The 26,347-nt window shown below is 73.3% G+C and carries 25 protein-coding genes; 13 read left to right on the forward strand and 12 right to left on the reverse strand.

What is annotated here, in order from left to right; translation table 11 throughout:
* Nucleotides 1–57: 57 nt before the first annotated feature.
* The 3 genes from ACYVOM_RS25225 to ACYVOM_RS25235 all read right to left on the reverse strand — a co-directional run bounded on the left by ACYVOM_RS25225 (nt 58) and on the right by ACYVOM_RS25235 (nt 2,319).
* Nucleotides 58–552 (reverse strand): DUF3145 domain-containing protein, encoded by a 495-nt coding sequence (locus tag ACYVOM_RS25225; RefSeq protein WP_460305970.1) that lies wholly within the window; start codon nt 550–552, stop codon nt 58–60.
* A 164-nt stretch (nt 553–716) separates the two neighbouring features.
* Nucleotides 717–1,745 carry an adenosine deaminase gene (locus ACYVOM_RS25230; RefSeq protein WP_460305971.1) on the reverse strand — a complete coding sequence of 343 codons (1,029 nt, stop codon included), beginning with the start codon at nt 1,743–1,745 and terminating at the stop codon, nt 717–719.
* 25 nt (nt 1,746–1,770) lie between these two features.
* Nucleotides 1,771–2,319 carry a TetR/AcrR family transcriptional regulator gene (locus tag ACYVOM_RS25235; protein ID WP_460305972.1) on the reverse strand — a complete coding sequence of 183 codons (549 nt, stop codon included), beginning with the start codon at nt 2,317–2,319 and terminating at the stop codon, nt 1,771–1,773.
* 75 nt (nt 2,320–2,394) lie between these two features.
* On the opposite strand from ACYVOM_RS25235, the gene ACYVOM_RS25240 reads away from it, so the two are divergent.
* The 5 genes from ACYVOM_RS25240 to ACYVOM_RS25260 all read left to right on the forward strand — a co-directional run bounded on the left by ACYVOM_RS25240 (nt 2,395) and on the right by ACYVOM_RS25260 (nt 7,226).
* Nucleotides 2,395–2,808 (forward strand): organic hydroperoxide resistance protein, encoded by a 414-nt coding sequence (locus ACYVOM_RS25240; RefSeq protein ID WP_460305973.1) that lies wholly within the window; start codon nt 2,395–2,397, stop codon nt 2,806–2,808.
* An 84-nt stretch (nt 2,809–2,892) separates the two neighbouring features.
* Nucleotides 2,893–3,978, forward strand: coding sequence for a S8 family peptidase (locus tag ACYVOM_RS25245; protein WP_460305974.1), 1,086 nt, complete (start codon nt 2,893–2,895; stop codon nt 3,976–3,978).
* Nucleotides 3,975–4,502 (forward strand): RNA polymerase sigma factor, encoded by a 528-nt coding sequence (locus ACYVOM_RS25250; RefSeq protein WP_460305975.1) that lies wholly within the window; start codon nt 3,975–3,977, stop codon nt 4,500–4,502. The genes ACYVOM_RS25245 and ACYVOM_RS25250 overlap by 4 nt, the downstream gene beginning before the upstream one ends.
* A 91-nt stretch (nt 4,503–4,593) precedes the next feature.
* The gene (locus ACYVOM_RS25255; protein ID WP_460305976.1) at nt 4,594–5,022 is read left to right on the forward strand and encodes a hypothetical protein; all 429 of its coding nucleotides are present in this window, start codon (nt 4,594–4,596) and stop codon (nt 5,020–5,022) included.
* Nucleotides 5,019–7,226 carry a CHAT domain-containing protein gene (locus ACYVOM_RS25260; RefSeq protein ID WP_460305977.1) on the forward strand — a complete coding sequence of 736 codons (2,208 nt, stop codon included), beginning with the start codon at nt 5,019–5,021 and terminating at the stop codon, nt 7,224–7,226. Before ACYVOM_RS25255 ends, ACYVOM_RS25260 begins: the two co-directional genes overlap by 4 nt.
* A gap of 183 nt (nt 7,227–7,409) precedes the next feature.
* On the opposite strand, the gene ACYVOM_RS25265 is transcribed toward ACYVOM_RS25260, so the two are convergent.
* From ACYVOM_RS25265 to ACYVOM_RS25280, 4 genes are all read right to left on the reverse strand, one after another.
* Nucleotides 7,410–8,228, reverse strand: coding sequence for a sulfurtransferase (locus ACYVOM_RS25265; RefSeq protein WP_460306046.1), 819 nt, complete (start codon nt 8,226–8,228; stop codon nt 7,410–7,412).
* A 53-nt stretch (nt 8,229–8,281) separates the two neighbouring features.
* A complete protein-coding gene (locus tag ACYVOM_RS25270; protein ID WP_460305978.1) occupies nt 8,282–9,400 on the reverse strand; it encodes an alkaline phosphatase family protein in 1,119 nt (372 codons plus the stop codon).
* The gene (locus tag ACYVOM_RS25275; RefSeq protein ID WP_460305979.1) at nt 9,397–9,981 is read right to left on the reverse strand and encodes a DUF5998 family protein; all 585 of its coding nucleotides are present in this window, start codon (nt 9,979–9,981) and stop codon (nt 9,397–9,399) included. Before ACYVOM_RS25275 ends, ACYVOM_RS25270 begins: the two co-directional genes overlap by 4 nt.
* Nucleotides 9,982–10,073: 92 nt before the next feature.
* Entirely contained in the window at nt 10,074–12,524 is a 2,451-nt protein-coding gene (locus tag ACYVOM_RS25280) for a bifunctional acetate--CoA ligase family protein/GNAT family N-acetyltransferase (protein WP_460305980.1), read from the reverse strand.
* Between the two features lie 258 nt (nt 12,525–12,782).
* Between ACYVOM_RS25280 and ACYVOM_RS25285 the strand changes: the two genes are divergently transcribed.
* The 6 genes from ACYVOM_RS25285 (at nt 12,783) to ACYVOM_RS25310 (ending at nt 18,112) form a co-directional block, all read left to right on the forward strand.
* Entirely contained in the window at nt 12,783–13,676 is an 894-nt protein-coding gene (locus ACYVOM_RS25285) for a carbohydrate kinase family protein (protein WP_460305981.1), read from the forward strand.
* A 311-nt stretch (nt 13,677–13,987) separates the two neighbouring features.
* Nucleotides 13,988–14,971, forward strand: a complete 984-nt coding sequence (locus ACYVOM_RS25290; protein WP_460305982.1) for a methionine ABC transporter ATP-binding protein — start codon at nt 13,988–13,990, stop codon at nt 14,969–14,971.
* Nucleotides 14,972–15,009: 38 nt separating this feature from the next.
* Nucleotides 15,010–15,609, forward strand: a complete 600-nt coding sequence (locus ACYVOM_RS25295; protein WP_460306047.1) for a methionine ABC transporter permease — start codon at nt 15,010–15,012, stop codon at nt 15,607–15,609.
* Nucleotides 15,610–15,629: 20 nt separating this feature from the next.
* The gene (locus ACYVOM_RS25300) at nt 15,630–16,436 is read left to right on the forward strand and encodes a MetQ/NlpA family ABC transporter substrate-binding protein (protein WP_460305983.1); all 807 of its coding nucleotides are present in this window, start codon (nt 15,630–15,632) and stop codon (nt 16,434–16,436) included.
* 135 nt (nt 16,437–16,571) lie between these two features.
* Nucleotides 16,572–16,904: a hypothetical protein gene (locus ACYVOM_RS25305; RefSeq protein WP_460305984.1), complete on the forward strand. Its 333-nt coding sequence runs from the start codon at nt 16,572–16,574 to the stop codon at nt 16,902–16,904.
* Between the two features lie 44 nt (nt 16,905–16,948).
* The gene (locus ACYVOM_RS25310) at nt 16,949–18,112 is read left to right on the forward strand and encodes a DUF6745 domain-containing protein (protein ID WP_460305985.1); all 1,164 of its coding nucleotides are present in this window, start codon (nt 16,949–16,951) and stop codon (nt 18,110–18,112) included.
* A 92-nt stretch (nt 18,113–18,204) separates the two neighbouring features.
* Here ACYVOM_RS25310 and ACYVOM_RS25315 read toward each other — a convergent pair whose 3' ends face one another.
* From ACYVOM_RS25315 to ACYVOM_RS25335, 5 genes are read right to left on the reverse strand one after another with little or no spacing between them, the layout of a single operon-like run.
* A complete protein-coding gene (locus ACYVOM_RS25315; RefSeq protein WP_460305986.1) occupies nt 18,205–19,044 on the reverse strand; it encodes an STM4011 family radical SAM protein in 840 nt (279 codons plus the stop codon).
* A complete protein-coding gene (locus ACYVOM_RS25320) occupies nt 19,044–20,351 on the reverse strand; it encodes an STM4012 family radical SAM protein (protein WP_460305987.1) in 1,308 nt (435 codons plus the stop codon). The genes ACYVOM_RS25315 and ACYVOM_RS25320 overlap by 1 nt, the downstream gene beginning before the upstream one ends.
* Nucleotides 20,348–21,124, reverse strand: a complete 777-nt coding sequence (locus ACYVOM_RS25325; RefSeq protein ID WP_460305988.1) for an STM4013/SEN3800 family hydrolase — start codon at nt 21,122–21,124, stop codon at nt 20,348–20,350. Before ACYVOM_RS25325 ends, ACYVOM_RS25320 begins: the two co-directional genes overlap by 4 nt.
* A 33-nt stretch (nt 21,125–21,157) precedes the next feature.
* On the reverse strand, nt 21,158–22,219 hold the full coding sequence (locus ACYVOM_RS25330) for an STM4014 family protein (RefSeq protein WP_460305989.1): 1,062 nt from the start codon (nt 22,217–22,219) through the stop codon (nt 21,158–21,160).
* Nucleotides 22,220–22,222: 3 nt separating this feature from the next.
* Entirely contained in the window at nt 22,223–23,155 is a 933-nt protein-coding gene (locus tag ACYVOM_RS25335) for an STM4015 family protein (protein ID WP_460305990.1), read from the reverse strand.
* A 176-nt stretch (nt 23,156–23,331) separates the two neighbouring features.
* Here ACYVOM_RS25335 and ACYVOM_RS25340 point away from each other — a divergent pair, with 176 nt between their 5' ends.
* Both ACYVOM_RS25340 and ACYVOM_RS25345 read left to right on the forward strand, forming a co-directional pair.
* Complete coding sequence (locus tag ACYVOM_RS25340; RefSeq protein ID WP_460305991.1) at nt 23,332–25,392, forward strand: RecQ family ATP-dependent DNA helicase; 2,061 nt, start codon at nt 23,332–23,334, stop codon at nt 25,390–25,392.
* Between the two features lie 319 nt (nt 25,393–25,711).
* Complete coding sequence (locus tag ACYVOM_RS25345) at nt 25,712–26,302, forward strand: hypothetical protein (protein ID WP_460305992.1); 591 nt, start codon at nt 25,712–25,714, stop codon at nt 26,300–26,302.
* Nucleotides 26,303–26,347 lie beyond the last annotated feature (45 nt).

Raw genomic sequence — 26,347 nt, forward strand, 5'->3', positions numbered from 1 at the left:
CGTCCGGCCGTCGCCCTGCCCGTGGGCGGCGGCCGGACGCGCGTCGGGCGGCGCGGATCAGCCTGCGGCGTGCAGCCAGCGGACGGGGGCGCCGTCTCCGGCCCGGCGGAACGGCTCCAGTTCGTGGTCCCAAGGGGTGCCCAGCAGCCGGTCGAGTTCGTGCTCCAGCGTGGTCCGGCCGCTCGCGGCGTTCGCCATGACATGGCGCAGCCGGTCCTCGGGGATCATGATGTCGCCGTTCGCGCCGACGGTCGCGGTGAAGACGCCGAGCGTCGGGGTGAAGCAGTAGCGCATCCCGTCGGCGCCCGGGGACGACTCCTCGGTCACCTCGAAGCGCGCCAGCTTCCAGGCGCGCAGCGAGGAGGTGATGGCGGCGGCGATGCCCGGCTTGCCTTCCCAGCACAGTTCGGCCCGCTGGCTGCCGGGGGCAGCGGGCTGATCGGTCCACAGAAGTTTGACGGGCACGCCAAGCACACCCGCGGTCGCCCATTCGATGTGCGGGCACAGCGCAGGTGGCGCGGAGTGGACGTGAAACACACCGCGTACGGTCACTCGGTCCTCCTGGTGGTGCTTTTCTAGGCGCGTCTTCCCCTACGGCCTGGAGCAGCGGTGGCCAAGATGGACCGTGCGTCCCTCATTGTGCCCGATGGACCACCCGCACACCAGCGCCATTGACGAAACGAAACCCCCCGGCAACAATCCGCGACCTCTCTCCCTCAGGAGCGTTGTGTCGCCGCGCGGAGATGGTCGTCTATCTCCGCGGTCAGCCGCTTCTTGTCGGTCTCGCCGAGGAACGACGCGCGCACGGCGTTCTTCGCGAGGTCCGAGACGCCCGCCTCGTCGAGTCCGAGCAGCCGCGCCGCGACGAGGTACTCGCTCGTCAGGTCGGTGCCGAACATCGGCGGGTCGTCGCTGTTGACGGTCACCAGCACGCCGGCGTCGACGAGCGCGCGCAGCGGGTGCTGCTCCATGCGGGCGACCGCGCGGGTGGCGATGTTCGACGTCGGGCAGACCTCCAGCGCGATGCCGTGCTCGGCGAGGTGGTCGAGCAGGCGGGGGTCGCGGGCCGCGGCGATCCCGTGCCCGATCCGCTCGGCGCCGAGGAAGTTCAGCGCGTCCCAGACCGTCTCGGGGCCTGTCGTCTCGCCCGCGTGCGGAACGCTGTGCAGCCCGGCGGCGCGGGCCCTGTCGAAGAACGGCTTGAACTGCGGGCGCGGCCAGCCGACCTCCGGGCCGCCGAGGCCGAAGCTCACCAGGGCGTCCGGCGCGTGCTCGACGGCGAAGCGCGCGGTCGCCTCCCCCGCGGGCAGTCCCTCCTCGCCCGGGATGTCGAAGCACCAGCGCAGCACGACGCCGAAGTCGCGCTCGGCGGTGCGCCGCGCGTCCTCGATCGCCTCGATGAACGCGGGCTCCGGGATGCCCTTCAGCAGGGTGAGGTACGGGGTGACGGTGAGCTCCGCGTAGCGGATGTTCTGCCGTGCCATGTCGCGGGCCACGCCGTAGGTGAGCGCGCGGATGTCCTCGGCGTCGCGCAGCAGGTCGACGACCGCGACATAGACGTCGATGAAGTGGGCGAAGTCGCGGAAGTCGAAGAAGTCTCGGAGCAGTTCGGGATCGGCCGGGACCGAGGTGGTCCCCTCGTGGCGCGCGGCCAGTTCGGCGACGACCTCGGGCGAGGCGGAGCCGACGTGGTGGACGTGCAACTCGGCCTTGGGCATGCCCGCGATGAACTCGCGCAGCGGCATCCGGCCCCCTTTCGTCGGAAAGATCCTATGCCGCCAGGAGCTTACGCAGGGCTGCGCCGACGGTTTCGCGGTTCTGCCCGGCGGGGTCCAGGGCGCCGCCGACGGCCGCGGCGTCGCGCAGCAGGAGCAGGAGCCTTCCGCCCCCCTCCGGGTCGCGGTGGCCCTCCTCCGCCAGCAGCGCGGCCATGAAGGAGGCGAACCAGGCGCGGTAGTCGCCGACGATCGCGCGGACGGGATGCGCCGGGTCGGCGAACTCGGCGGCCGCGTTGAGGAACGGGCAGCCGCGGAAGCCGGGCTGGGAGCTCACCTCGGCGATGCGCGCGAAGACGTCCTCGATCTTCGCCCTGCCCTGCCCGGGAAGCGCGGTGAGGCCCGCGCGCTGGAGCCCGTACTGCTCGGCGAGGTAGGCGCAGACCAGGGCGTCCTTGGACTTGAAGTGGTGGTAGAAGGTGGCCTTCGCCACTGCCGCCTCGGCGATGATCCGGTCGATCCCCACGGTGTGGACGCCCTCGGCGTAGAAGAGCCGGGTCGCGGTGGCGAGGATGCGCGTGCGCGCGTCGGGAGCCGGTGCCATGCCGTTGACATTACCAGACAGATCTGTCTACCTTGGGAGGCGTCAAGACAGACAGGTCTGTTCAGGAGGTCTCCCATGAGCGCGCTCTACACCGCCATCGCCACCGCGTCCGGACGTGACGGCCGGGCCGTCACCAACGACGGGCTGCTCGACGTCACCCTGGCCCGCCCGAAGGAACTGGGCGGCGACGGCGCCGGCACCAACCCCGAGCAGCTCTTCGCCGCCGGGTACGCCGCCTGCTTCGCCAGCGCGATGAACCTCGTCGCCGGACAGATGGGCCTCGACGTCTCCGAGGCCGCCGTCACCGCCGAGGTCGGCCTCAAGGCGAACGGGTCCGGCGGCTTCGGCCTGGAGGTCGCGCTGCGCGCCGAACTGCCCGACGCGCTCTCCCAGGAGGACGGCGAGAAGCTGCTGGAGGCGACCCACCAGGTCTGCCCGTATTCCAACGCCACGCGCGGCAACATCCCCGTCTCGCTCGTCCGCGAGTAAACCGGCGGGGCGCGCGGTAAACGCGCGGGAAAGCTACCGCCAGGTCGGGCCGCCCGGACCCTTCGGGGCGGCACACTGTGCGCCATGTTCGATCAAGGTGCCCGGGTGGAGCGGCTGCTCGCCCGCCATCGCGACGTTTCGGTCGTGCAGACCGGGGCGCTGCTGCGCCGGGACGAGGTCCTCGTCGCCGGGGCCGACGTGGACCGCGCCGAGGATCTGCTGCGCCGGTGGACCGCGGGGAGCGAGCCCGGACCCGGGCTGGCCCGAATGCGGCTGAACCGCGCCGCCCGGGTCGACGTGTGCGAGCTGAGCCTGCTCGCCCGCGAACGCGGCCTGAGCGTCTGCCCCAACCACCTGGTGTACGGCCAGCCGATGTGGTGGACGGGCCCGGCCGACCGGCCGCGGCCCGTCCCGGCGCTGCCCGTGCCCGACGCCGAGGCCCGCCCTGCCGCGCGCGGCGTCACCGTCGCGATCCTCGACACCGGGCTCGACCCGCACCCGTGGTACGCGGCGGCCGACTGGTTCACCGAGCACGCCGAGGCCGACCGCGAAGTCCTCGACGCCGACCTCGACTACGAACTCGACGCCCAGTCCGGCCACGGGACCTTCATCGCGGGCCTCGTCCTGCAGCGCGCCCCGTCGGCCCGCATCGTCGCGCGCAGGGTCATCGGCGGCGACGGCGTCGGCGACGAACTCCAGGTGATCCGGGCGCTGCACGGGCTCCAGGCCGACGTCGTCAACCTGTCCCTCGGCTGCCACACCTTCGACGACAGGCCTTCCCCGCTGCTCCAGCGCGCCGTCGCGGCGCTCGGCCGCGGCACCGTCGTCACCGCGTGCGCGGGCAACACCGCCTCCGACCGGCCGTTCTGGCCCGCGGCGCTCAAGCAGGTCGTCGCGGTCGCCGCGCTCGACGGCGAGGAGCGGGCCTGGTTCTCCAACCACGGATGGTGGGTCGACGCCGCCGCGCCGGGCACCGCGGTGCGCAGCACGTTCGTGCGCTTCGGGGAGTTCGAGGGCTACGCGGCCTGGTCGGGGACGTCGTTCGCGGCCCCCGCCGTCGCCGGGGAGGTCGCCGCCCGGATCGCCCGGGGCGTGGCGCCCGGCGACGCGACCGACGCCGTCCTCGGCGCGGGCCCGGTCCGGCCCGGCCTGGGCACGCTCGTCGCGTGAGCGAACCAGCCACCGCCGCGCCGGGCGACCTCGTCGAGCGGGCCAGGGAAGGGGACGCCGCGGCCTGGGACGCCCTGGTCGCGCACTACCACCCGATGCTCTGGTCGATCGCGAGGGCGCACGGGCTGTCCGGGCCCGCCGCCGAGGACGTCGTCCAGACGACGTGGCTGCGGCTCGTCCAGCACCTCGCCGCCCTCCGCTCACCGGAGGCGGTCGGGGCCTGGCTGGCGACCACCTGCCGCCGCGAATGCGTGCCGCGCGTCCCGGTGCCCCTGCCCCGGGAGCCGCTCGACCGGCCCGATCCGCGGCCCGGCCCCGAGCCGGTGTGCGTCGCGCGCGATCGGCTCTCCCGGGTCGCCGCGGCCCTGGAGTCGCTGTCCGAGCCCTGCCGCCGGATGCTGCGGCTCCTGGCCGCCGCCACGCCCTACGCCGACGTCGCCGCGGCGCTCGGCCTGCCGCGCGGCGGCGTCGGCCCCGCACGCGCCCGCTGCCTGCGCGCCCTCGAGGCGGCCCTCGCCGACTGAGGCGCCACCACTCCGCCGCGAACGGCGGCTCTCGATCCGTTTCCGGCCGAATGCCCAGGGCGTCCGCCGGGGCCGAAGGGACCTTCCTGCCATGAACGACCTGCTGCACGAGATCCAACGCGCGTTCGCCCTACTCGACCCTCCTCCGGAGCGCTCCTTCGAGGCGGCGCGCGCCGCCCTGGACTTCCGGGACCCCGACGCGGCGCTCGCCGAACTCGTCGCCTCCCTCACCCCCGCCGCAGCCGGACTGCGCGGCGCCGCCCGGATGCTGACGTTCGAGGCGACCGGCCTGTCGGTGGAGGTCGAGGTCTCCGCGGGGAGGCACCGGCTCTGCCTGACGGGACGGGTCGCCCCCGCCCGCGCCGCCCACCTCACCGTGCGGCACACGGGCGGCGAGACGCCCGCCGCGGTGGACGCCACGGGCTTCTTCCTGGCCGACGGCGTCATGCCCGGCCCGGTGATGCTGCACTTCGCCCTGGCCGACGGGGCTTCGATCGTCACGAGCTGGACCACCTTGTGATCGACGTCCTTCTCACCGGGGCCCTGGACGCCAAGGAGACGGGCGACCTCGCCGAAGGCCACCGCCTGCTGGAGTCCGCGCTCTCCCTCTGCCCGGGCGACCCCGCCCTCACCGCACGCGTCCAGGCCGTCATGGTCGCGCTGCTGACGGCCTCGGGCAGGACCGCCGAGGCACTCGTCCTGGCCGACGAAGCCGAGCCGCACCTTGCGGGCTCCGACCTCGAACGGCTGTCTCTGCATCGCAGTTACGCGCGCGCCACCCAGGGCAAGGTGGACCGTCCGGCGCGGCCCGGTACCGGAGACCCCGTCTGGCGGGCCGCCCGGCTCATGGCGAACGGGATCTCCCTGGCCCAGGCGGGCCGCTTCACGCAGGCCGAAAGCGCGCTGGGCGCGGCCGCCTCACTGGCCGCGCGCCTCGGGCCGCGCCGGCTGGAGCTGATGGTCCGCCACAACGAGGCGCACCTCGCGGCGCTGCGCGGGCAGTTCTCGCGCGCGCTCGGGCTCTTCGCCGAGATCGCGCCCGAGTTCACCGGCGAGCGCCGCGCCCAGCACCGGCTCGACCACGCCTCGGCGCTGCTGGAGGCCGGACTGTGCGGCGAGGCGCGCGAACTGCTCGCCGAGACGGTCGAGGCGGCGGGCCGCGCCGGCTTCGCGGCCGACGCGGCGACCGCGCTGCTCGCCCGAGCCGAGGCCGAACTCGCCTGCGGGGACACCGCGCGCGCGGCCGAGTCGGCTCGTGAGGCCGAGACCCTGTTCGCCGCGCAATCGAGGCCCGGCTGGGAGGCGCAGGCCCGCAGCGTGCTGCTGCGGGCCTGGACGGCGCGCGGGGAGCGCTCGCCCTCCCTGCTGGTCTCGGTCCGCACGACCGCGGCGCGGCTCGACGCTTTCGGCTGGACCGACCCCGCGCTGCGCACCCGGGTGGAGGCCGCCCTCGCCTTCCCCGCGGAGCCCGACCTCCTGCCGCGGCCCGTCACCGCGGCCTCCGCGGCGCTGCGGCTGCGGGCGTACCGGACGTCGGCCCACGTGCACTGCGCGCGGGGCGAGGAGCCGCAAGCGCGCAAGGCCCTGCGTGACGCGCTGCGCACCGCCGCCGCGCTCGCCGCCTCCGGCGACTCGGTGGAACTGCGGGGCGTTCTCGCCGGGGCCTGCGCGGACCTGTCTCCGCTCTCCGTACGCCTCGCCCGTACCGACCGGGAGCTTCTGGAGCTGGAGGAACTCCGCAGGAGCATCCTCTTCCCCGCGCTGATGCGCCGTCCTCCGGAGAGCCGCCTCATGGGGCGCGCGCGGGCGCTGAGCGCAGGGGCCGCTCCGGCCCGCCCTTCGGTGGCGATGCCCGACCTGCTGGCCGGGCTGCACGGGATCGGGCTCCTGGAACTCGTCCGGGCCGGCGACCACCTCTTCGCCTTGGCCGTGCGCGGCGGACGCGTCCGGAGGGCCGCCCTCGGCTCCTATGACGCGGCCGTCAGGGAGACCCGCCTTGTCCGCTCCGCCTTGACCCGGGCCATGGTCGACGGCTCTTGCGCGAGCACCCCGATCGCGTCCTTGCGGTCACGGTTCGCACCCGCCCTGGGCCTCCTCGACGGTCTGGAGCTCGTCATCGCTCCGACGGGTCCCCTGTACGGGCTGCCTTGGACGGCGATAACCGAGGTTCCCTTCACCGTCGTGCCTTCGGCGACCGCCTGGCTCCTCGCCCAGGAACGGCGTCCTGAACCCGGCCCGGTCGTCCTGCTCTCCGGGCCCGGCCTCCAGCACGCAGAGGCCGAACTCGCGGACATCGCGGCCCTCTACCCGGACGCGCTGATCCGGACCGACCCCGGCGCGCTCGCCGGGGCCAGGATCGCCCACATCGCGGCCCACGGCGTCCACCTGCACGACGACCCGCTGGGCTCCCGCCTCGACCTGCGCGCGGGCCCGCTGACGGGGCACGACCTCAACGCGCTCGGGCGGCCCCCGTCCGTCGTCGTCCTCGCGGCCTGCGACGCCGGACAGGGCGACGACGTCCTCGGGCTGCCCGGCGTCCTGCTGTCGGCGGGCGCGCGGACCGTCATCGCCGCGGTGACGCCGCTGCCCGACGCCTCCGCCCCGGGCCTCATGGCCGACCTCCACCGCCGCATGGCCGCGGGCGCCTCCCCCGTCGAGGCCCTGGCCGCCCTCCCGCGTACTTCGGCCCGTATGGGGCTCCAGTCCTACGGCGCGGGCACCTGACCCGCCGACCCCGCGAAGCCTGCGCCGTCGGGCTTCGCGGAGGGTTGAAGGGTCGGGGAGGCCTCTCCGCAGGCATCTCGGGCAGCGCGCGCGAAAGCCCGTGGTCACGGGCTTTCGGGGCGCGGGCGCATCGTCCAGCGCCGCAAGCCCGGTGAATTCGGGCTTGCGGCCTGGAAGCAGGAATCAGGGGCCGGTGGCGACGCGGTGGGAAGGGTCGGCGACCCAGGCGGACCAGGAGCCCGGGTAGAGCGCCGCGGGGACCCCGGCGAGGGTCAGCGCGAGGATCTCGTGGGACGCGGTCACGCCGGAGCCGCAGTAGACGGCCACGTCGGCCGCGTCGGTGGCGCCCAGGGCCGCGAACCGCTCGCGCAGGACCGCCGGGGCCAGGAACCTGCCGTCCCCTCCGACGTTCGCCCACGTCGGCGCGCTGACCGCGCCCGGAATGTGCCCGGCGACCGGATCGACCGGCTCGACCTCGCCGCGGAACCGCTCGGCCGCGCGGGCGTCCAGCAGGACGCCCGCCTTGGCGAGCTCCGCCGCGCCCTCGGCGTCGACCACCGGCAGCGCGCCCGGACGGGCGGTGAAGCCACCGGGCTCAGGCTCCGCCGGCTCCTTCTCGACGGGCAGGCCCGCCCTGGTCCAGGCCGTGAAGCCGCCGTCCAGGACGCGCACCCGCGGATGGCCGAAGTAGCGCAGGCACCACCACGCGCGGGCGGCGCTGGTGGCGTCGGCGTCGTCGTAGACCACGACGAGGGAGTCGTCGCCGACCCCGGCCCGCCGCATCGCCGCCTGGAAGTCCGCGGCGGCGGGCAGCGGGTGGCGCCCGCCCGCGCCGGGCGGCCCGGCCAGCTCGGTGTCGAGGTCGACATAGGCCGCGCCGGGGATGTGCCCGGCGCGGTAGGACTCGGCGCCGGGCGGGCCGCCCAGGCGCCACCGGACGTCGAGGATCACTGCCTGGTCGCGCAGTCGGGCGAGGCCCTGCGCGTCGATGAGGGGCCGCACATCGTCAGTGTGACCGCTGCCGTCCCGTTCGGGCAGGGGCTGATGTCCCGTGCTCATCGCGCCGTCCACAGCAGCGGCACGAGCTGCTCCTCGGGCACGAGCGAGCCGTGCATGCCGACCATGAACCCGTCGATCGGGTCGACCGCCGTCCGGGTGATCGCCAGGCCGCCGCGCGCCACGGCGACGACGTCGCCGATGCGGGGCAGCATCGCGGGGTCCACCGGGCCGAAGCAGCCCGCCGCGACGGCCTGCGCGCGCGACATGACCCACGCGCGGTCGCCGAAGTGCTCGGCCCACGCCGCCCTGACGTCGTCGGCGGCGCCGTCCACGGTGTAGAGGTGCCGGGCGCGGGCCTCGCCGCCGAACAGCGCGACGCCCTCGGTGAGCGCCGGGTGGTCGTCGACGTCGACCTTGTCGTCGGGGTTGCTCATGCCGTGGTCCGCCGTGATGTACAGGGCGGTGCCCGCGGGGATGACCTCGGCGAGCCGCTCGGCCAGCAGATCGACGAACCTGAGCTGGTGCCGCCAGGTCTTGGAGCCCGCGCCGTACATGTGCCCGGCGGTGTCCAGGTCGGAGTGGTACACGGTGACGTGCGCGCGCTTGCCCTCCAGGGCCTCCTCCGCGCGTGCGACGAGCTGGCCGAGGCCGTCGGCCGGGACGTACTTCACGCCGCGGGTGATGGCCGAGTTGAAGCCGCTGCCCATGTACGCGCCGGATGCGATGTAGCTGGAGGCGATGCCCGCGTCGGCGGCCCGGGAGTAGACGGTGCGGCGGGGCTGGAAGGTCTCGGGATCGGTCTGGCCGTTGTCCCAGCGGAGGCAGTTGAGCAGTCTTCCCTCGCCCGGAACGGCGACCTGGAGGCCGACCATCCCGTGCGCGCCCGGAGGCAGGCCCGTGGACAGGGAGCTGAGGCTCGTCACCGTGGTGGCCGGAAAGCCCGCGGTCAGGGGACGGCCGGGAAGCGAACTCAGGAAGGGCGTCTCCTCCGGGTGCGCCTTGAGCAGCTCCCAGCCCATGCCGTCGATGAGCAGGACGCAGGCGCGCGGCAGCTCGGGCAGGCTCAGCACGTTCTTCGCGCCCTGCACGCCCAGTGAGCCGAGCACCGAGGAGGACAGGTCGGCCAGCGCGGTCTCGCCGTAGCGCGGCACCGGGATCTCCGGGAACCCGCTCACCCCGTCGTCACCGCCGTCAGCGCCTCGGCGAACGCCAGCACCTGCGTGACCGCCTCGCCGCCGTCGGCGGCCTCGCTGACGCGCAGGGAGAGGTCGTCGGACGTGACCGCGCCGGTGTAGCCGTGGTCGGCGTCGCAGTTCTCGTCGCCGCAGCCGGCCGGCTCCAGGTCGATCCGGGAGTTCACGCCCCAGCCGAGGGTCAGCACGACCTCGGTGGGCGGCACGCCCGGCACATAGCGTTCCGGACGCGGCACGACCCGCGTGACGGCGACGGAGGAGATCCGGTCGAGCTTGACCGCCTCGGTCGTGGTCGAACAGTGCGGCTGCGGCACAAGGTCGCTCGGCGGGTGCTCGTCGGTGTGGCAGAACAGCAGCCGGGTCGGCGACAGGACGAGGACGGTGACGTGCCTGCGGACCTCCATGCCCGGGTCGAACGCCGCCTCGTGGTGGACCACGTAGGCGAGCACGTCCTCGGTGCCCAGTGCCGACTCGACGGCCCCGGCGACCAGCTCCGGGTAGTAGCCGCTGCGCTCGATTGCGCTGCGCAACCCGTGGTCGTCCTTCGCTCGGGTTTCCCTCATTCCCCCATCCTGCCTGTCCCAGAGCCCGAGCGCATCCCGTAGAGCCGGGACACGGCCGCCGGGATCAGGCTGGATCCCGGCGGCCGAGGGCCTCACATCCGGCGTGGTTCCAACGGAAGGCGGGCGCCCGGCGGCTGGGCGAGGGTCAGCCGGGCGTCGGTGACGGTGACGCCGGTGGCGTCGACCATGACGGGCTCCAGTTCCAGGCGGGCGGCTTCGGGAAGGTCGCTGGCCAGGCGCGCGACCCTGATGAGCAGCTCTTCCAGGGCCTCCACGGCGACCTTGTCCGCGCCTTGGTGGCCGAAGAGCAGAGGCGCCATCCGGATGGCGCGGACCATGTCGGCGGCTTCGAGGTCGGTGAGAGGCGCGAGGCGGTAGGCGCGGTCGTCGAGGAGGGCCGCTGCGATGTCCGACAGGCGGAAAGACACGACCGCGCCGAAAGACGGGTCCTCCTGGGTGACGATGTGCACGGCGACGCCGCCGCGCTGGCCCCCTACGGGTACGCCGTAGCAGGCGAGGAGTTCCTCGGCGTCTCCCCGCTCCCCTCGGTCCAGCCACCCGGCGACGAGATCGCGCGCCGCCTCCTGGTCGATCCCCTCCAGTTCGGGGAGGTGGCCGTGCGGGCGGCGCCTCCAGGCCGCGTAGCGGGACGCGTAGGACAGGGCGCGTACGGCGTCGTCCGGGGCGGAGTACGAGGGCACGGAGCCGGGGCCGGGTTCTCCCGTCTCCGACAGGACCCGCAGGGCGCTCGGCATGCCCTTCTGTCCGAGGTAGGTCGCGAGGACGGGCTTGGCGGATCCCCGGGCGACGGCGGAGATCGCCTCCGCGACCGGCTCCGACTCGCGTGCGCGCGACAGCATCAGCTCGGCCCCTCCGAGCACCGGCGGCGTGTACATGACGAGGACCGAGTCGCAGGAGTTGTCTTCGACGGCCTCGGTGAGCGCCCGGGTGTAGTCGGCGGCCACCGCGTTCGGGCCGAGCGAGTCCAGCCGGGCCGCGACCAGTCCGTGGGCCGCCGCGGAGTCCCGGGCAAGCAGCCCGAGGGAGTCGGCGTTGTCGATGATCGCCACGCGGTTGCCGGCGGGCAGCGGCTGGTAGGCGAGCAGCTGGGCGACGTCGAACATCTCGCCGAGGTCCTCCACCCGCAGCATGCCCGCCTGCTCGAAGAGCGCGCTCACCGCGTGGTCGGGCAGCTCGATCCGGCGCACCGCGTGGCCGAGGGGCACGCCCTGGAGGGACCGGCCCGTCTTCACCGCGACGATCGGCTTGCTGAGGGAGACCCGCCGGGCGAGCCTGGTGAACTTGCGGGGGTTGCCGATCGACTCCAGGTGCAGCATGACGGCGGTGGTCGAGGGGTCGGCCTCCCAGTACTGCAGGAGGTCGTTGCCGGAGACGTCGGCCCGGTTGCCCGCGGAGATGAAGGTGGACAGGCCGAGACCCCGCTCGGCGGTCCGCTGGAGGATCGCGATGCCGAGGGCGCCGGACTGGGAGAAGAAGCCGACGGGGCCCCGGTGGGGCAGGACGGGGGCGAGGCTGGCGTTCAGCCGCACCGCGGGGTCGGTGTTGGCGATGCCGAGGCAGTTGGGGCCCACCACGCGCATGCCGTTGGCGCGGGCGACCCGGACGAGGTCCTGCTGGGCCGAGCGGCCCGCCTCGCCCGTCTCGGCGAAGCCCGAGGAGACGACGACGAGGCCGTGCACGCCCTTGGCCGCGCACTGGGCGATGACGTCCTGGACCGCCGAGGAGGGCACCGCGACCACCGCGAGGTCCACTTCGTCGGGGATCTCCGCGACCGTCCGGTAGGCGCGTACGCCGGCGACGGCGTGGGCCTCGGGGTGCACCGGGTAGACGGGCCCGGTGAAGTCCGCGCCGAGGAGGTTGCGCAGGACCGTCTGGCCGACGCTGTGCGAGACCCGGCTGGCGCCGATCACCGCGACGGACGCGGGGTGCAGCAGCCGCCGGATGGACCGCGACTCCGCCCGGTGCTCGCGGGCGGCCATGACCTCCACGGACGTCTCGGTGGGCTGCAGGTCCAGGGTGAGCTGGATGATCCCGTCCTCGAACCGCTGGACGGCGGCGTACCCGGCCTCCTTGAAGACCTTGGTCATCTTGCGGTTGTCGGGCAGCACGTTGGCCTCGAAGCGGGCCACTCCGCGCTCGCGGGCCGCCGCCGCCAGGTGCTCCAGCAGGACCGAGCCGACGCCGCGGCCCTGGTGCGCGTCCTCGACGAGGAACGCGACCTCGGCCTGGTCGGGATCCTTTGTCCTGTCATAACGGACCACACCCACCATTTGCTTGCCAATCGTGGCGATCAGCGCGACTCGGTCGGAATAGTCCACCGTGGTGAAATGCCGAATCTCTCTCTCGCTCAGGTGGGGGCGCGGGGAGAAGAACCTGTAGTAGATCGACTCGGCCGAGACCCGCGAGTAGAAAGCCCGCAGCAGCTCCGCGTCCTCGGGCCTGATGGGGCGCAGGTGGGCGGTCCCGCCGTCGGAGAGGACGACGTCCGCCTCCCAGTGATCGGGATAGGGATGATCGGTCACAAGTCGAGCGTAGGCGACAGCGCAATAACGGACGCGCGAGGGTCACGAGCCCGACCTGACCGGTTCGGGTCCCCGCGTTCCGGGGTTTACTGGGAAGGGTCCATGTGAACGGTCCGGACAAGAGGTCGGGCCGTTACCCGTTTCGCTGCGCGTTCGAGACCAAATCCGAGGGCCCGAGCTGTTACGGTCGTCGGCACGCCCAGGCAGAATGGTGCGGGTCTGTCGTGAGGCGGAGCTGCCGTAAGAGCGAGGTGAATCATGACACGCGTGGTCGTGGTCGGCGATCTGATGACCGACGCCGTGGCACGGGCCGCGTACCCCCTGGCCAAGGGGAGCGACACCCCGGCCAGCGTGACGATGCACGGCGGGGGTTCGGGGGCGAACGTCTCGGCCTGGCTCGCGGTCGAGGGGGTCGACGTCGCGTTCGTCGGCCGCCGCGGCTCCGACATCAACGGCCGGAACCGTGACATGGAACTGATGGGCTACGGCGTCGACGCCAGGCTCGTCATGGACCCGGAACGGCCGACCGGCACGTGTGTGATCTTGATCACGCACAAGGGCGACCGGACCATGATGTCCGACCCGGGGGCCAACGGCGCGCTGTTGCCGGACGACATCCCCGCGGACCTCTTCACGCCCGGTGGCCACCTGCACGTCTCGGGGTACTCGCTGCTCAACGAAGGCTCCCGCAACGCGGCGCTGCACGCGCTGCGCCTGGCGGGCAAGGCCGGCATGTCGGTCTCCGTAGACGGCGCCTCCTCCTCGCCGCTCAAGCGCGCGGGGGCCGAGCCGTTCTTCGAGTGGACCCACGGCACGAAGCTGCTGATCGTCAGCACGTCCGAGGCCGAGGCGCTGACCGGCCGGGACGAGCCTGAACTGGCCGCCAAGGTGCTCACCGCCTGGTACCCGCAGGTCGTCATCAAGATGGCCGACGAAGGCTCCCTCTGGTACACCAACGGCCGCCCCGAGCCCATCGTGGTGCCCGCCGAGCCCGTCGAGAAGGTCGTCGACGGCACCGGCGCGGGCGACGCCTTCATCGCCGGCTTCCTGCCGGCGTGGCTCGACGGCAAGCCGCCGACCGAGGCCCTCGCCGCCGGCAACCGCCTCGCCGCCCGGGCGATCACCCACCTGGGCGCCCGCCCGGCTCTGTAGCCAAGCCTCACGAAAGGGGCGGGATCTTCGGATCCCGCCCCTTTTCGCATGCCCGCAACTGATCACCTAGCGTGGTGATCGACTACTTTCCGATTTTGCGGACATGTCCGTCTTATGATTAGCTCATGTCCGTGAACGCCGACCCGAGAGACCGCCGCCCGCTGTGGGCCGTGCGCGTCGCGTGTCGGCGAATGTGCGGTTGAGGCCCTGACACGGGCTCGGCCAGCCGAGCCCCCGTGCGCTCCCGCCCCTGTACGCCCCACTACCGCAGCGCCGCGCCCGAACGCGGCCCTGCCCGGGAATGAGACCTCGTGATCAAGCTCGACGACCTCAGCAAGGTCTACCGCACCCGCGGCAGGACCGTGACCGCCCTCGACGGCGTCAGCCTCGATGTGGCCGAAGGCGAGATCCACGGCGTGATCGGCCGCAGCGGAGCGGGCAAGAGCACCCTCCTGCGCAGCGTCAACGCCCTGGAGCGGCCCGACAGCGGCCGCGTCCACGTCGACGGCGCCGACCTCCTCGCCCTCGGCGGCGCCGACCTGCGCAAGGCCAGGCAGCGCATCGGCATGATCCACCAGCACTTCGGCCTCCTCGGCTCCCGCGACGTCGCCGGCAACGTCGCGTTCCCGCTGGAGGTCACCGGCGTGCCCCGCCGCGAGCGGCTGCGCCGCGTCGGGGAGCTCCTGGAGCTCGTCGGCCTCGCCGAGCACGCCCGCGCCCGCCCCGCGCAGCTGTCCGGCGGCCAGAAGCAGCGCGTCGGCATCGCCCGCGCGCTCGCGGCCGACCCCAAGGTGCTGCTGTCCGACGAGGCCACCTCCGCGCTCGACCCCGAGACCACCGACTCCGTCCTGGATCTCCTGCGCGACCTCAACCGCGACCTCGGCCTGACGATCCTGCTGATCACCCACGAGATGGGGGTCGTCAAGAAGATCTGCGACTCCGCCTCGATCATGCGCGACGGCAGGATCACCGAGACCGGCAAGGTCCTCGACCTGCTGGCCGCCCCCGGCTCGGAACTCGCGCGCGGCCTGTTCCCGCTGCCCGAGCCGAAGACCCGCCCGGACACGACGATCCTGGACGTCACCTTCATCGGCGACGACGCCTCCACGCCCTTCATCTCCTCGCTCGCCCGCACGTACTCGATCGACGTGAACGTGCTCGGCGGCGCCATCGAGGAGGTCGGCGACACCCGCGTCGGACGCCTGCGCATCGAACTGCCCGGCACGCCCGAACTCAACGCCCCGCAGATCGCGCACCTGCGCGAGAGCGGCCTCACCCTGGAGATCGCGGCGTGAGCGCCGACCTGTTCCTCGCCCTGCAGGAGACCCTCCAGATGGTGTGGGTCTCCGCCGTCATCACCGCGGTGGGCGGACTCCTCATCGGCGTCCTGCTCATCCTCACCGACCGCGGCGGCCTCGCGCCCTGCGTCCCGGTCAACCGGGTGCTCGGCCTCGTGGTCAACGTCGGGCGGTCCCTGCCGTTCATCATCCTCATGGTCGCGGTCCTGCCGCTGACCAGGTCGATCGTCGGCACCACCATCGGCACCGAGGCGGCGATCGTGCCGCTCACGATCGGCGCGATCCCGTTCTTCGCGCGGCTCGCCGAGACCGCGCTGCGCGAGGTCGACCCCGGCGTCGTCTCCGCCGCCCGCGCGATGGGCGCCTCCCGCGCCCAGATCGTCGGGAAGGTCCTGCTGCGCGAGGCCCGGCCCGGTCTCGTCGCGGGCCTGACCGTCACCGTGATCACCCTGGTCGGCTACTCGGCCATGGCCGGCGCGATCGGCGGCGGCGGCCTCGGCGACCTCGCCATCCGCTACGGCTACCAGCGCTTCGAGACCGGCACCATGATCGCCTGCGTGGCGGTGCTGGTCGTGCTGGTCCAGGTCATCCAGATGCTGGGCGATCTCCTCGTCCGGCGGCTCTCCCACAAGTAAGAGACCCGAAAGGCACTCCCGTGCTCCGTAAGATCACCGTCGCCCTGTCCGCCGCGGCCCTGGCGCTCACCGCGGCCTGCGGCGGCTCCACCGAGTCCGCCGACGACAAGCTCGTCATCGGCGCCAGCCCGTCCCCGCACGCGGAGATCCTGAACTTCGTCAAGGACAACCTCGCCGAGAAGGCTGAGCTGGACCTGGAGATCCAGGAGTTCTCCGACTACGTCCAGCCGAACATCGCGCTCAGCGACGGCACCCTCGACGCCAACTACTTCCAGCACAAGCCCTACCTTGAGGACTTCAAGGCCGAGAAGGGCCTCGACCTCACCTGGGTCGGCAACATCCACCTGGAGCCCCTCGGCGTCTACTCCGAGAAGGCGAAGTCCCTGGACGCGCTGAAGAGCGGCGCCACGGTCGCGATCCCCAACGACGCCACCAACGGCGCCCGCGCGCTGCTCCTGCTCGCCGACGAGGGCGTCATCACCCTCAAGGACGGCGCGGGCGTCACCGCCACCGAGAAGGACATCACCGCCAACCCCAAGAACCTCGAGTTCAAGGCCCTTGAGGCCGCGCAGCTCCCGCGCTCCCTCCAGGACGTCGACGCCGCCGTCATCAACGGCAACTACGCCATCTCCGGCGGTCTCGTCCCGTCCGAGGACGCCCTCGCGCTGGAGTCCGCCGACGGCAACCCCTACGCCAACGGCCTCGTGGTGAAGACCGGCGACGAGACCGACCCGCAGATCACCGAGCTGCTGGAACTGCTCCAGTCGCCGGAGACCCGCGCGTTCATCGAGAAGCAGTACCAGGGCTCGGTCCTGCCCGCCGCCTGACCGCCCGCCGGCGTTCCCCGGCTCCCCTGACGCACCTCGGCCCCGCGCTCGCCCGCGCGAGGCCGAGGTGTTCTCGGTTCGGGGCGTGGATCCGCGGGGGCGGGTTCTGTCAGTGGGGGCGGTTACGGTCGTGCCATGTACCGCCAGGGAGACATTCTGATCCGTCCGATCGACGCCGCGGCCGTGCCGCCCGCCGTGCTCGCGCTGCCTCCCGTCGCGCGCGACGCGCGGGGCCGCATCGTGCTCGCCCTCGGCGAGGCCACCGGCCACGCGCACGCGATCACCGGGCAGGGCGCGCTGCACCGCACCCCGCATCCCATGGAGTCGGACTACCTGCACCTGCCAGAGGGCGGGCGGCTCGTCCACGAGGAGCACGGGCCGATCACGCTGCCCGCGGGCTGGTTCCAGGTCACGCGCCAGCGCGAGTACGTCGCTGCGGACTTCGACGCCCGCGCGGTCGCCGACTGACTCGAACCCCGTCGCCGCCCTCCCTCCCCCCGACCCACGAAACGGTGATCCCGACGATGCCCTTCACCGCCTCCCCCGCAGACCGCCCGCGCGCCGAGGCCGGAGCGGCCGCCGCCTACCGGACGGCGGGCCTGCCCGAGCCCGAGCATGTGCTGTGGGCCCCTTCCCCCTTCGCCGGCGCCGTCCTGGCCGCCCTCCTCGACCCCGAACTCTCCCCCGCCACCCGCGCCCGCCTGGAGGGCCTCATCCCGCCGGGCTGCGTCCTGCGCTCCCCGGACCTCCCCGACCGCACCCTGACCCCCTCCCGGCCATCCCCGGCGGAAGGTTCGGGCTTCGGGTCGGCGGGCCTCGAGGTGTCCGTCGAGGTCCTCGCGCGGCTCGGGGGTGGCGCGTCCGTCCGGGAGCGGGTGCGGACCCTTCCCTGGGAGGGCGAGCGGGCGGCCGCGCATGCCGAACTCGGCCCGGCAGGCTGGGCGGAGGCGTGGGCGCGCACCGGCGGGCTCACCTGGGAGGCGGTGTACGGGCTCGTCACCAGGATCAGGAACGCGTTCGCCGACTTCGGGGGCGAGGAGGTCGCCCCGCTGCTGCGCGGCGCGTCGCTCGACGCCGTCCTCGGCCAGCACGACGCGCCCTGGCTCGGTCTGTTCGCCGACCTCGGCCGCCTCGGGCCGTTGGAGGGCCTCGCCGAGGTCGCCGCGTCGGCCGGCTGGTGGTGGCCGCGGGAGAACCTCGTGATCTTCAGCGAGCGCCCCTCCCGGCTGTGCCGCGACGAGCCGGGCCGCCTGCACAGCGGCGACGGCCCCGCCCTGGCCTACCCCGACGGCTTCGCCCTGTACGCGTGGCGCGGCATGCCCTTCCCCGCCGAGTTCGTCGGCGCCCTCGCCGAGCTCACCCCCGCGCGGATCAGAGCCGAGCGGAACGCCGAGCTGCGCCGCGTGATGCTGGAGCACTTCGGCTTCGACAGGTACCTCGCCGAGTCCGGCGCGGCCCCCGTGCACAAGGACGAGACCGGCACCCTCTGGCGGATCGAGCTGCCGGACGACGAGCCCGTCGTCATGGTCGAGGTGCTGAACTCCACGCCCGAGCCGGACGGCTCCGTGCGCACCTACTACCTGCGGGTGCCGCCGCGCACCAGGACGGCCCGCGAGGGCGTCGCCTGGACGTTCGGGCTGACCGAGCAGGAGTACCGGCCGGAGAAGGAGACCTGATCGGAGTCCTTTCCCAAGGTCGGCCGTGGCGCCCCGCGAACAGGGGCCGGGGCGTCACGGAGGTGCGCGGCGGGCCGCCCGGGCGGGCGGTCCTACAGGTGTGCCGGAATGCGCTCCAGCAGGCCGCCGGTGAAGACGTCGTAGAGGTGGAGCGGCTCCAGGTGCAGGTAGCCGATGTGGCAGTCGCACAGGCCGTTCGGGCAGGCCGAGGGCGCCGCACTCGGGGTGAAGGTGCCGTCGTAGAGGTTGCCCAGCGGCGTCTTCACGAAGTGGCAGCGCCGCACCGTCCCGTCCCCGGCGACGGAGACGACGTCATGGCCGGTCCGGCAGGGCAGGCCGAGGCTGCGGTGCGGGTGGCGGCTGTAGGAGAACAGCGGGTCCAGAGCCGTCCATTCGGCGGCCTCGGCGTCGGTGTAGGTGAGGCCTTCGGCGGCGTTGATCCACAGGTACGTCTCCCGCGGCAGGTCGGCCCGCATCCGGCGGGCCGCCGCGAGGTGCTCGGGCTGCCCGACGACGCCGACGCTGTGCCGTACTCCGAGGGCCGTCAGCTCCAGGCTCTTGGCGAGGAACCTTTCGTGGGACACCTGCCCGGGGTGGTAGGTCGTCCACAGGGCGAGGGACTCGCGGTCGGCTCGGGCCGTCCAGGCCGTCCGGCCGCTCAGGTTGGTCTGGATCGCGACCCGCCGCACGTGCGGCAGGCGGCTCAGCGCGATCATCGTCTCCCGGTACCAGGATCGGACCAGGCCTTCGCCCCACGGCGTGAACAGCACCGCGGTGTCCTCGTCGCGGGCGGCCACCCAGGCGGCGAACCTGGCGAGCGCGTCGCGGTCGGCGCGCAACTGCTCGCGGCTGTCGCGGCGCTTGGCGAACGGGCAGTAGGGGCAGTCGTAGTCGCAGCCGGCCAAGGGGCCGCGGTAGAGGATCGTCAGCATCAGCGCGCTTCGTAGGCGGCCATGAGTCGGTCGACCTCCGGGGAGAAGAGGGCGGGGCCGATCGCGTCGGAGTGGGCGAGGCCCTCGGGCGTCAGCAGGATCCTTTCCCCGGTCCGCTCCAGCCAGCCCCGCTCGGCGAAGGGCGCGAGGTCCGCGTCGTCGCCGGGGTCGGTGCCGAACCTGCGGGCGTAGGCCGCGATGTCCAGGCCCTCGGCCTGCAGGAGGGACTGCAGGAGGTGCCTGCGGCGGCGCTCGGCGTCCTCCAGGCGGAACCCGACGCGGGCGCGGCCGAAGTCCTCGGTCCGCACGTACTCGTCGATGATCGCGCGGACCTCCGCGGCGCCCACCGCGTACTCGAACGAGTAGTGCAGCCGGGAGGTGTAGGAACGCGCGCCGCAGCCGAGGCCGACCATGCCGTCCTCCTGGCAGGTGTACTCGGTGTACCGGGACCCGTCGGCGCCGGTGGGCAGCCGGAACATCCGCATGGACACCTGCTCGTACCCGAGGGCCAGCAGGTGGTCGCGCCCCGCCCGGTAGAGGCCGAGGCGCTGGTCGTCCCAGTCTCCGGCGAGCCTGCCGAGGCCCGTCAGCGGCCGGACGTACAGCGGGTACAGGTACAGCTCCTCCGGCTTCCACTCCAGCGCCCGGTCGATCGAGTCGATCCAGGTCCGCTCGGTCTGGCCCTCGATGCCGTAGATCAGGTCGACGTTCAGGGTCGGGAAGCCCGCGTCGCGGATGGCGTCGAGCGCGCGCACCACCTCGGCGGTGCGCTGCGGCCGGACCGCGGCGCGGGCCTCGGCCTCCACGAAGCTCTGCACGCCGATCGAGACGCGGGTGGTGCCGAAGTCGCGCAGGACGGCGAGCCTGTCCGGGGTGGCCGTGCCGGGCGAGGTCTCGACGCCCAGCGGCACGCCGATCGCGCCGCGTGTGCCGTCGCCCGTCACGAGCCGCCGAGTGAGGAGGCAGAGGCGTTCCAGCTCGGCGGCGGTGAGGTAGGTCGGCGTACCTCCTCCGAAGGCGGCCTGGGAGAAGCGGACGTCCCCGAGTGCGTCCATGGCCGCGTCCGCCTGGCGCTCCAAGGCGGAGAGGTAAGCGGAGGTGAGGTCTTCGGGGGCGCCGGTGCGGGTGAACAGGTTGCAGAAGCCGCAGCGGATCTCGCAGAACGGGATGTGCAGGTAGAGGAACAGCGCGGAGGTGTCCTCGCCTGCCCAGACGTCGGCGAGGGCGGGGGCCGGGTCGAGGGGGCGGTAGGCGGACTTGTGCGGGTACGCGTAGACGTAGCCCTGATAGGGGCTGAAGGGGATCAAGCGATCACGAACTCTCCGTACGGCACGGTCCAGACGACCTCGTGCCCAAGACGATGCCCGACATATCCGTCTTCGCCGTAGGCGGTGCCGTGGTCGGAGCAGACGATGACGAACGACGGCCTGCGCAGCATGCCGAACAGTCGCCCCATCCCCGCGTCCACGTACTCCAGGGCCGCGGCGTGGGTCTCCAGCGAGTCACCGGACGCGCCGGGCAGGTAGAAGTGGTTCGGCTGGTGCAGCGAGGCCACGTTCAGCAGCAGGAAGAGCCGCTCGGGTGCGCCCGCCAGGATCTCGGCCACCTTGTCGAGCTGGTGGTCGAGGCCCTCGCGGCAGGTCACCCCGAACTCCCGCGCCCAGTGCGCCTCGGTGAACATGCCGGGCAGCACCGAGCCGAGCGGCGTCAGCCCGTTGAAGAACCCGACGCCGCCGACGCACGCCGTCCGGTACCCGGCCGCGGCGAGCCCCGCGGGCAGATCCGCCTGCTCGTACGTCCAGGTGCCTGGTGCGGTGGTCTCGCTGCCGGGGAACGCCCCCGCGAACAGCCGCGGATGCGGACCGGGCCCCGCGGGGGTCGGCAGGAACCCGCTCAGCATCGCCATGTGCGAGGCGAAGGTGAAGTTCCCGGGCGCGTGCCGCTCCTGCCAGGAGAACCGCTCGGTCAGACGAGGGGTCCGGCCCTGCTCGGCGAGCCGGACGGCGACGTCGTAGCGCAGCGTGTCGAGGGTGACGAGCACGATGTCGTGGGTGCCGACGATGGTGTTCATGTCGGGCATCGGCGGCCTCCAGGGTGGACGGATCCCACAGTCCTACCAGGCATCACGGACATTTCGGTTATCCACTGATGTCACACGCTCCGTCCGTAGATAGGCGGCGACCTGGGCATCATAGGTGTCATGGCCGCCGGACAGACCGGGCAGATTCGGCAGCAGATCGCCGAACGCGTTGACCTCGGCGACCGCGAACCTCCGCAGGCCCACCCCGACGAGGAGGTCCACGCCGACCATCAGGCTGCGCGGGAAGCAGGCCGCGGCCCGGACGCACACGTCCATGGCCTCCTCCCACGGCACGGCCGCCCGCACCGCGGCGAGGTCGCCGCGGGCGCCGCCGAGGTGGAGGTTGGTCATGGGCGCCCGCGAGGTGCGCGCCACCGCGTGCGTCGGCTCCCCGGCGACCACCACCACGCGCAGATCGAAGACCCTGCCTCCGAGCGCCGCCTTGGGGAACCACCTCTCGACGTGCAGGCCGTCCGGCGCGAGCGCGTCGACGAGATCGGCCACCTCGGCCTCGCCCGTGTAGGCGCGCACGCCGAGCGCGTTGTACCAGCCCGCCGCGTCGCGCGTCGCCGAGGTCTGCGCCCGGATCCTGCCGCCCGCCGTCTGGAGCGCGACCACCCCGGAGGCCGACGAGCCGTGCGCGGGCTTGACGAAGACCCGGTGGAACCCGCTCTCCGCCATCCGCTCCCGCAGTTCGGCGTAGCCGCCGACCGGCCCCAGCGCGGGAGGCACCGGCACCCCGGCGGCCTCCAGCCGCGCGTGGGCCACGCGTTTGTCGAACATCACGGCGATCTCGTCGGCGTCGCCGAAGGACGGGTAGGGCCGCAGCCGTTCCAGGCCGTCGAGAAAGGTGCGGTACCAGCGCGCTCCCCCGCCGATCCGGGAAGGGTCGCCGGGTCCGCGCAGCAGCGCGTTGGCTTCCGCGTCCTCCCCAGGGGAGTCGATCCGGAGCATCCCTTCGACGGTGAAGGGACGCCCGGCGAGGACGTCGCGCCAGGGGACGACGGAGGGCTCGGCCAGCCCGGCCCGCGCGCAGGCCGCCGCGAAGAGGCCGACGCGGCGGTCCCCCGGCGTGCCGACCACGGTGAGGCGCACCGGCTACTCCGAGACCTCGACGTAGCGCCACTCGTCCTCGGGGTCGCTCTGGTCGTCGACGTTCACCTCGACGCCGGGCAACGCCGCGACGACGCGCGCCATCATCGCGTCGGACATGTAGTGGTGGTGCAGGTCGAGCCGGGCGAGGTGGCCGAGCGGCTGGCCGGACAGCAGCGCCTCGGCGCCCACGTCGGTGAGCGAGCCCATCGACAGCGACAGCGCCTCCAGCCGGGCGACGACCGGGGCGACGGCGACGGCCGCGGCGATCTCGTCCTGGATGCCGGAGTTCTGGATGCCGAGGAAGCCCAGCGAGGGCAGACGCTCGCCGCTGAGGACGGGGGCGAGGTCGGCCGCCACGGTGGTGCCGCCGTAGTCCTCGATGCCGAGCCACAGCTCCAGGGACTCCAGCGCGGGCAGCTCGGAGGCGGCCACCGCGCGCACCACCCGGCCGGGCAGCCCGCCCGCCTCGAAGCGCAGGGACTTCAGCGCCGGCGCCTTCAGCGGCTCCAGCGCGAGGTCCGAGCCGCCCCGGACGACGACCTCCTCAAGGCCCTCGAAGGCCTTGAACAGGGGGGTGATGTCGCCGTGCATGATCCAGGAGATCTCGGACTCCTCCTGGAGGTACTCGGCGAAGAAGAAGGCCCTCAGGTTCGGGAAGCGCTCGGCGGCGTCGGTGAGCAGCGCCAGTGGCCTGGTGGAGGTCACCTCGTAGGTCGGACCCCAGTTCCCGAAGATCAGCGCCTGGACGCGGGCGGTGTCCACGTGCTCGAGGAAGTCCGCGAACAGCTTCTCGAAGGGCTCGAACTCCTCGACGTAGTCGTCGATCCGCAGCCGCCACGCCACCGACGCGGCGTCGGGCAGCCCGGTGAACGCGGTCTCCTCGGTGACGTCGAACACCGGAAGACCGGCGAAGGACTCCATGAAGTGATTGATCATCGTCGATCGGCCTCTCTGGGGGAACTGACGCGAAAGGTCTACCAGCAGGGGCCGACAGACCGCAGTCGGACACCTGACCAGCGCATAACGGATCAATCGCAGGTGCGGCGGGGGCGCCGGAGAGTTGTCCACAGGCTCGTCCGCGAGTGTCGGCGCGGACTGGTAGTCATGGGGGCATGGAACTGCGTGAGGAAGCCGAGAGGTGTCTGCGGGCGCTGGCCGGGGCCACCGCCAAGCTGCGCGAGGACCAGTGGCGGGCGATCTCCGCCCTGGTGTCCGACCGCCGCCGGGCGCTGGTCGTCCAGCGCACCGGATGGGGCAAGTCGGCCGTCTACTTCGTGGCCACGTCCCTGCTGCGGGCCCGCGGCGCGGGCCCGACGGTGATCGTCTCCCCACTCCTGGCCCTCATGCGCAACCAGATCGAGGCCGCCGCCCGGGCCGGGATCAACGCCCGCACGGTCAACTCCGCCAACATCGACGACTGGGAGGCCGTCTACGCCGACGTCGCCTCCGGCGCGGTCGACGTGCTGCTCGTCAGCCCTGAGCGGCTCAACAACCCGGAGTTCCGCGACCGGGTGCTGCCCAAGCTGGCCGTGGACGCAGGCCTGGTCGTCGTCGACGAGGCGCACTGCATCTCCGACTGGGGCCACGACTTCCGGCCCGACTACCGGCGGCTGCGCACCCTGTTCGCGGAGCTGCCGCCAGGCGTCCCGGTGCTGGCCACCACGGCCACCGCCAACGCCCGCGTCACCACCGACGTCGCCGAGCAGCTCGGCGAGGGCACCCTGGTGCTGCGCGGCACCCTGGAGCGCGACTCCCTGCGGCTCGCCGTGGTCAAGCTGCCCACCCCGGAGCAGCGGCTGGCCTGGCTGGCCGAGCGCCTCGCGGAGCTGCCCGGCTCGGGGATCATCTACACCCTCACCGTCGCCGCCGCGCACGAGGTCGCCGCCCTGCTGCGCGAGCGCGGGTACGAGGTCGCCGCCTACACCGGGCAGACCGAGCAGGCCGAGCGGCTGCGCGCCGAAGAGGATCTCCTGGGCAACCGGGTCAAGGCTCTGGTCGCCACCAGTGCGCTCGGCATGGGCTTCGACAAGCCGGATCTCGGCTTCATCGTCCACCTGGGCGCGCCGGCCTCACCCGTCGCCTACTACCAGCAGATCGGCCGCGCCGGGCGCGGTGTGGAACGCGCCGAGGTGATCCTGCTGCCAGGCGCCGAGGACAAGGCGATCTGGTCGTACTTCGCGTCCCTGGCCTTCCCGCCCGAGCCGCTCGTGCGGGCCACCCTCGGCGCGCTCGGCGACCGGCCGATGTCCACCATCGCGCTGGAGCCGCTGGTGGACCTGTCCCGGTCGCGGCTGGAGACCATGCTGAAGGTGCTGGACGTCGACGGCGCGGTCCGCCGCGTGAAGGGCGGCTGGGTCGCCACCGGGCAGCCGTGGGAGTACGACGCCGAGCGGTACGCCCGCGTCCAGGAGGCGCGCGAGCGCGAGCAGCGCACGATGCTCGCCTACGCCGACACCGACGAGTGCCGGATGGTCTTCCTGCGCCGCACCCTCGACGACGCCTCCGCCGAGCCCTGCGGCAGGTGCGACGTGTGCACCGGTGAGCCATGGCCCGCCGACGTCGCCGAGGCCTCCGTCGCGGGGACCCGCGAGCGGCTCGCCCGGCCCGGGATCGTCCTGGAGCCGCGCAAGATGTGGCCCACCGGGCTCAAGAGCGATCTCGGGCTCTCCGGGCGCATCCCGCCCGCGGAGCAGGCCGCCGAAGGCCGCGCGGTCGGGCGGCTCACCGGGGTCGGCTGGGGGCCGCGCCTGCGCGCCCTGGTCGACCGGCAGGCCGCCGACGGCCCCGTTCCCGAGGAGATCCTCGCCGAGGCCGTCAAGGTGCTCGCCTCCTGGGACTGGGCGGAGCGGCCCGTCGCGGTCGCCTCGATCGCCTCGCGCACCCGCCCCGCGCTGGTCGCCTCCCTGACCGAGCACATCTGCCGCCTGGGCCGCCTGCCCTACCTGGGCGCCCTCACCTCCGTCGGCCCGGTCCCACCGATCCAGCACAACAGCGCCACCCGCCTGCGCACCGTGATGGGCTCCCTCACCCTCGATCTCGACGTGCCGCCAGGCCCCGTCCTCCTCATCGACGACCTCTCCGACACCGGCTGGACCCTCACCGTCGCCGCCCGCCTCCTGCGCGAGGCCGGCGCCACGGCCGTCCTCCCCCTGGTCCTCGCCACCCCCACCTGACCCCACCCGAACCACCCACCAGCCCCACCCGACACCGCCGGCGCTTCCGCGCGCCCCACCCCCTCATCCGGCAACCCCCACCCCGCACCTGCGGCCCCGCGAGAAGGAGCCGTGGCCGTGCGCAACACCCGCGCGCCCCGCACACCGCCGCGAGGAGCAGCCGGACGAAGCCAGAGGTGCCGAACGGCGGCACGGCGCGCCCAGGCGTCGGCACACGCGGCCGTGCGAGGCGCAGCCGGGGCGGGCGGAGGGGTGGGACGGCGGGGCGGGTGGGGTGAGGGGTAGCCGGGGGCGGGCGGGGTGCGGGAGGGTGGGCGGCATGGGTGTGTGGCGGGTGGTCTCGGTCGGGCTGAAGGCGGCGCTCGTGGTGCTGCTGGGGATGGCCCTGGCGTTTCCGGAGTGGGAGCGGTTCGCGGACAAGGCGATGGGGGCGCGGGCCGTCGCGTACCCGCTGGCGGTGATGGTGGTGCCCGTCGTCTGGTGGGCGCGCAGGCGACTGGGGAAGGGCGGGGCGTTCCCCTGGGACGTGGACGCGCTGCTGACGGCGCCGTTCGTGATCGACGTCGCGGGGAACGCGGCCGATCTCTACGACACCATCGGATGGTTCGACGACTTCTGCCACTTCTTCAACTGGGTGCTGCTGGTGTCGGCGGCCGGGGTCGCGCTGCGCCGCGGCTCGCTCTCCCTGCCGCCGTGGGCCCATGTGCTGCTGTGCGCGGGGATCGGGGCGATCGCCGCGATCGGCTGGGAGATCGCCGAGTACGGCGCCTTCATCCTCGACACGCCCGAGAGCGTCGGGATCTACCGGGACACGCTCGGCGATGAGGCCTTGGGCACCCTCGGCGCCGTCGTCGCGGGTCTGGTCACCGCGTGGAAGCCCCGCCGCGAGGCCGAAATGGCACCCGCTTGACAGTCTTATGACCGTTCTGCCGATCTGTTGGCTCGATCACGCTGA

The organism is Actinocorallia aurea (assembly GCF_054783995.1).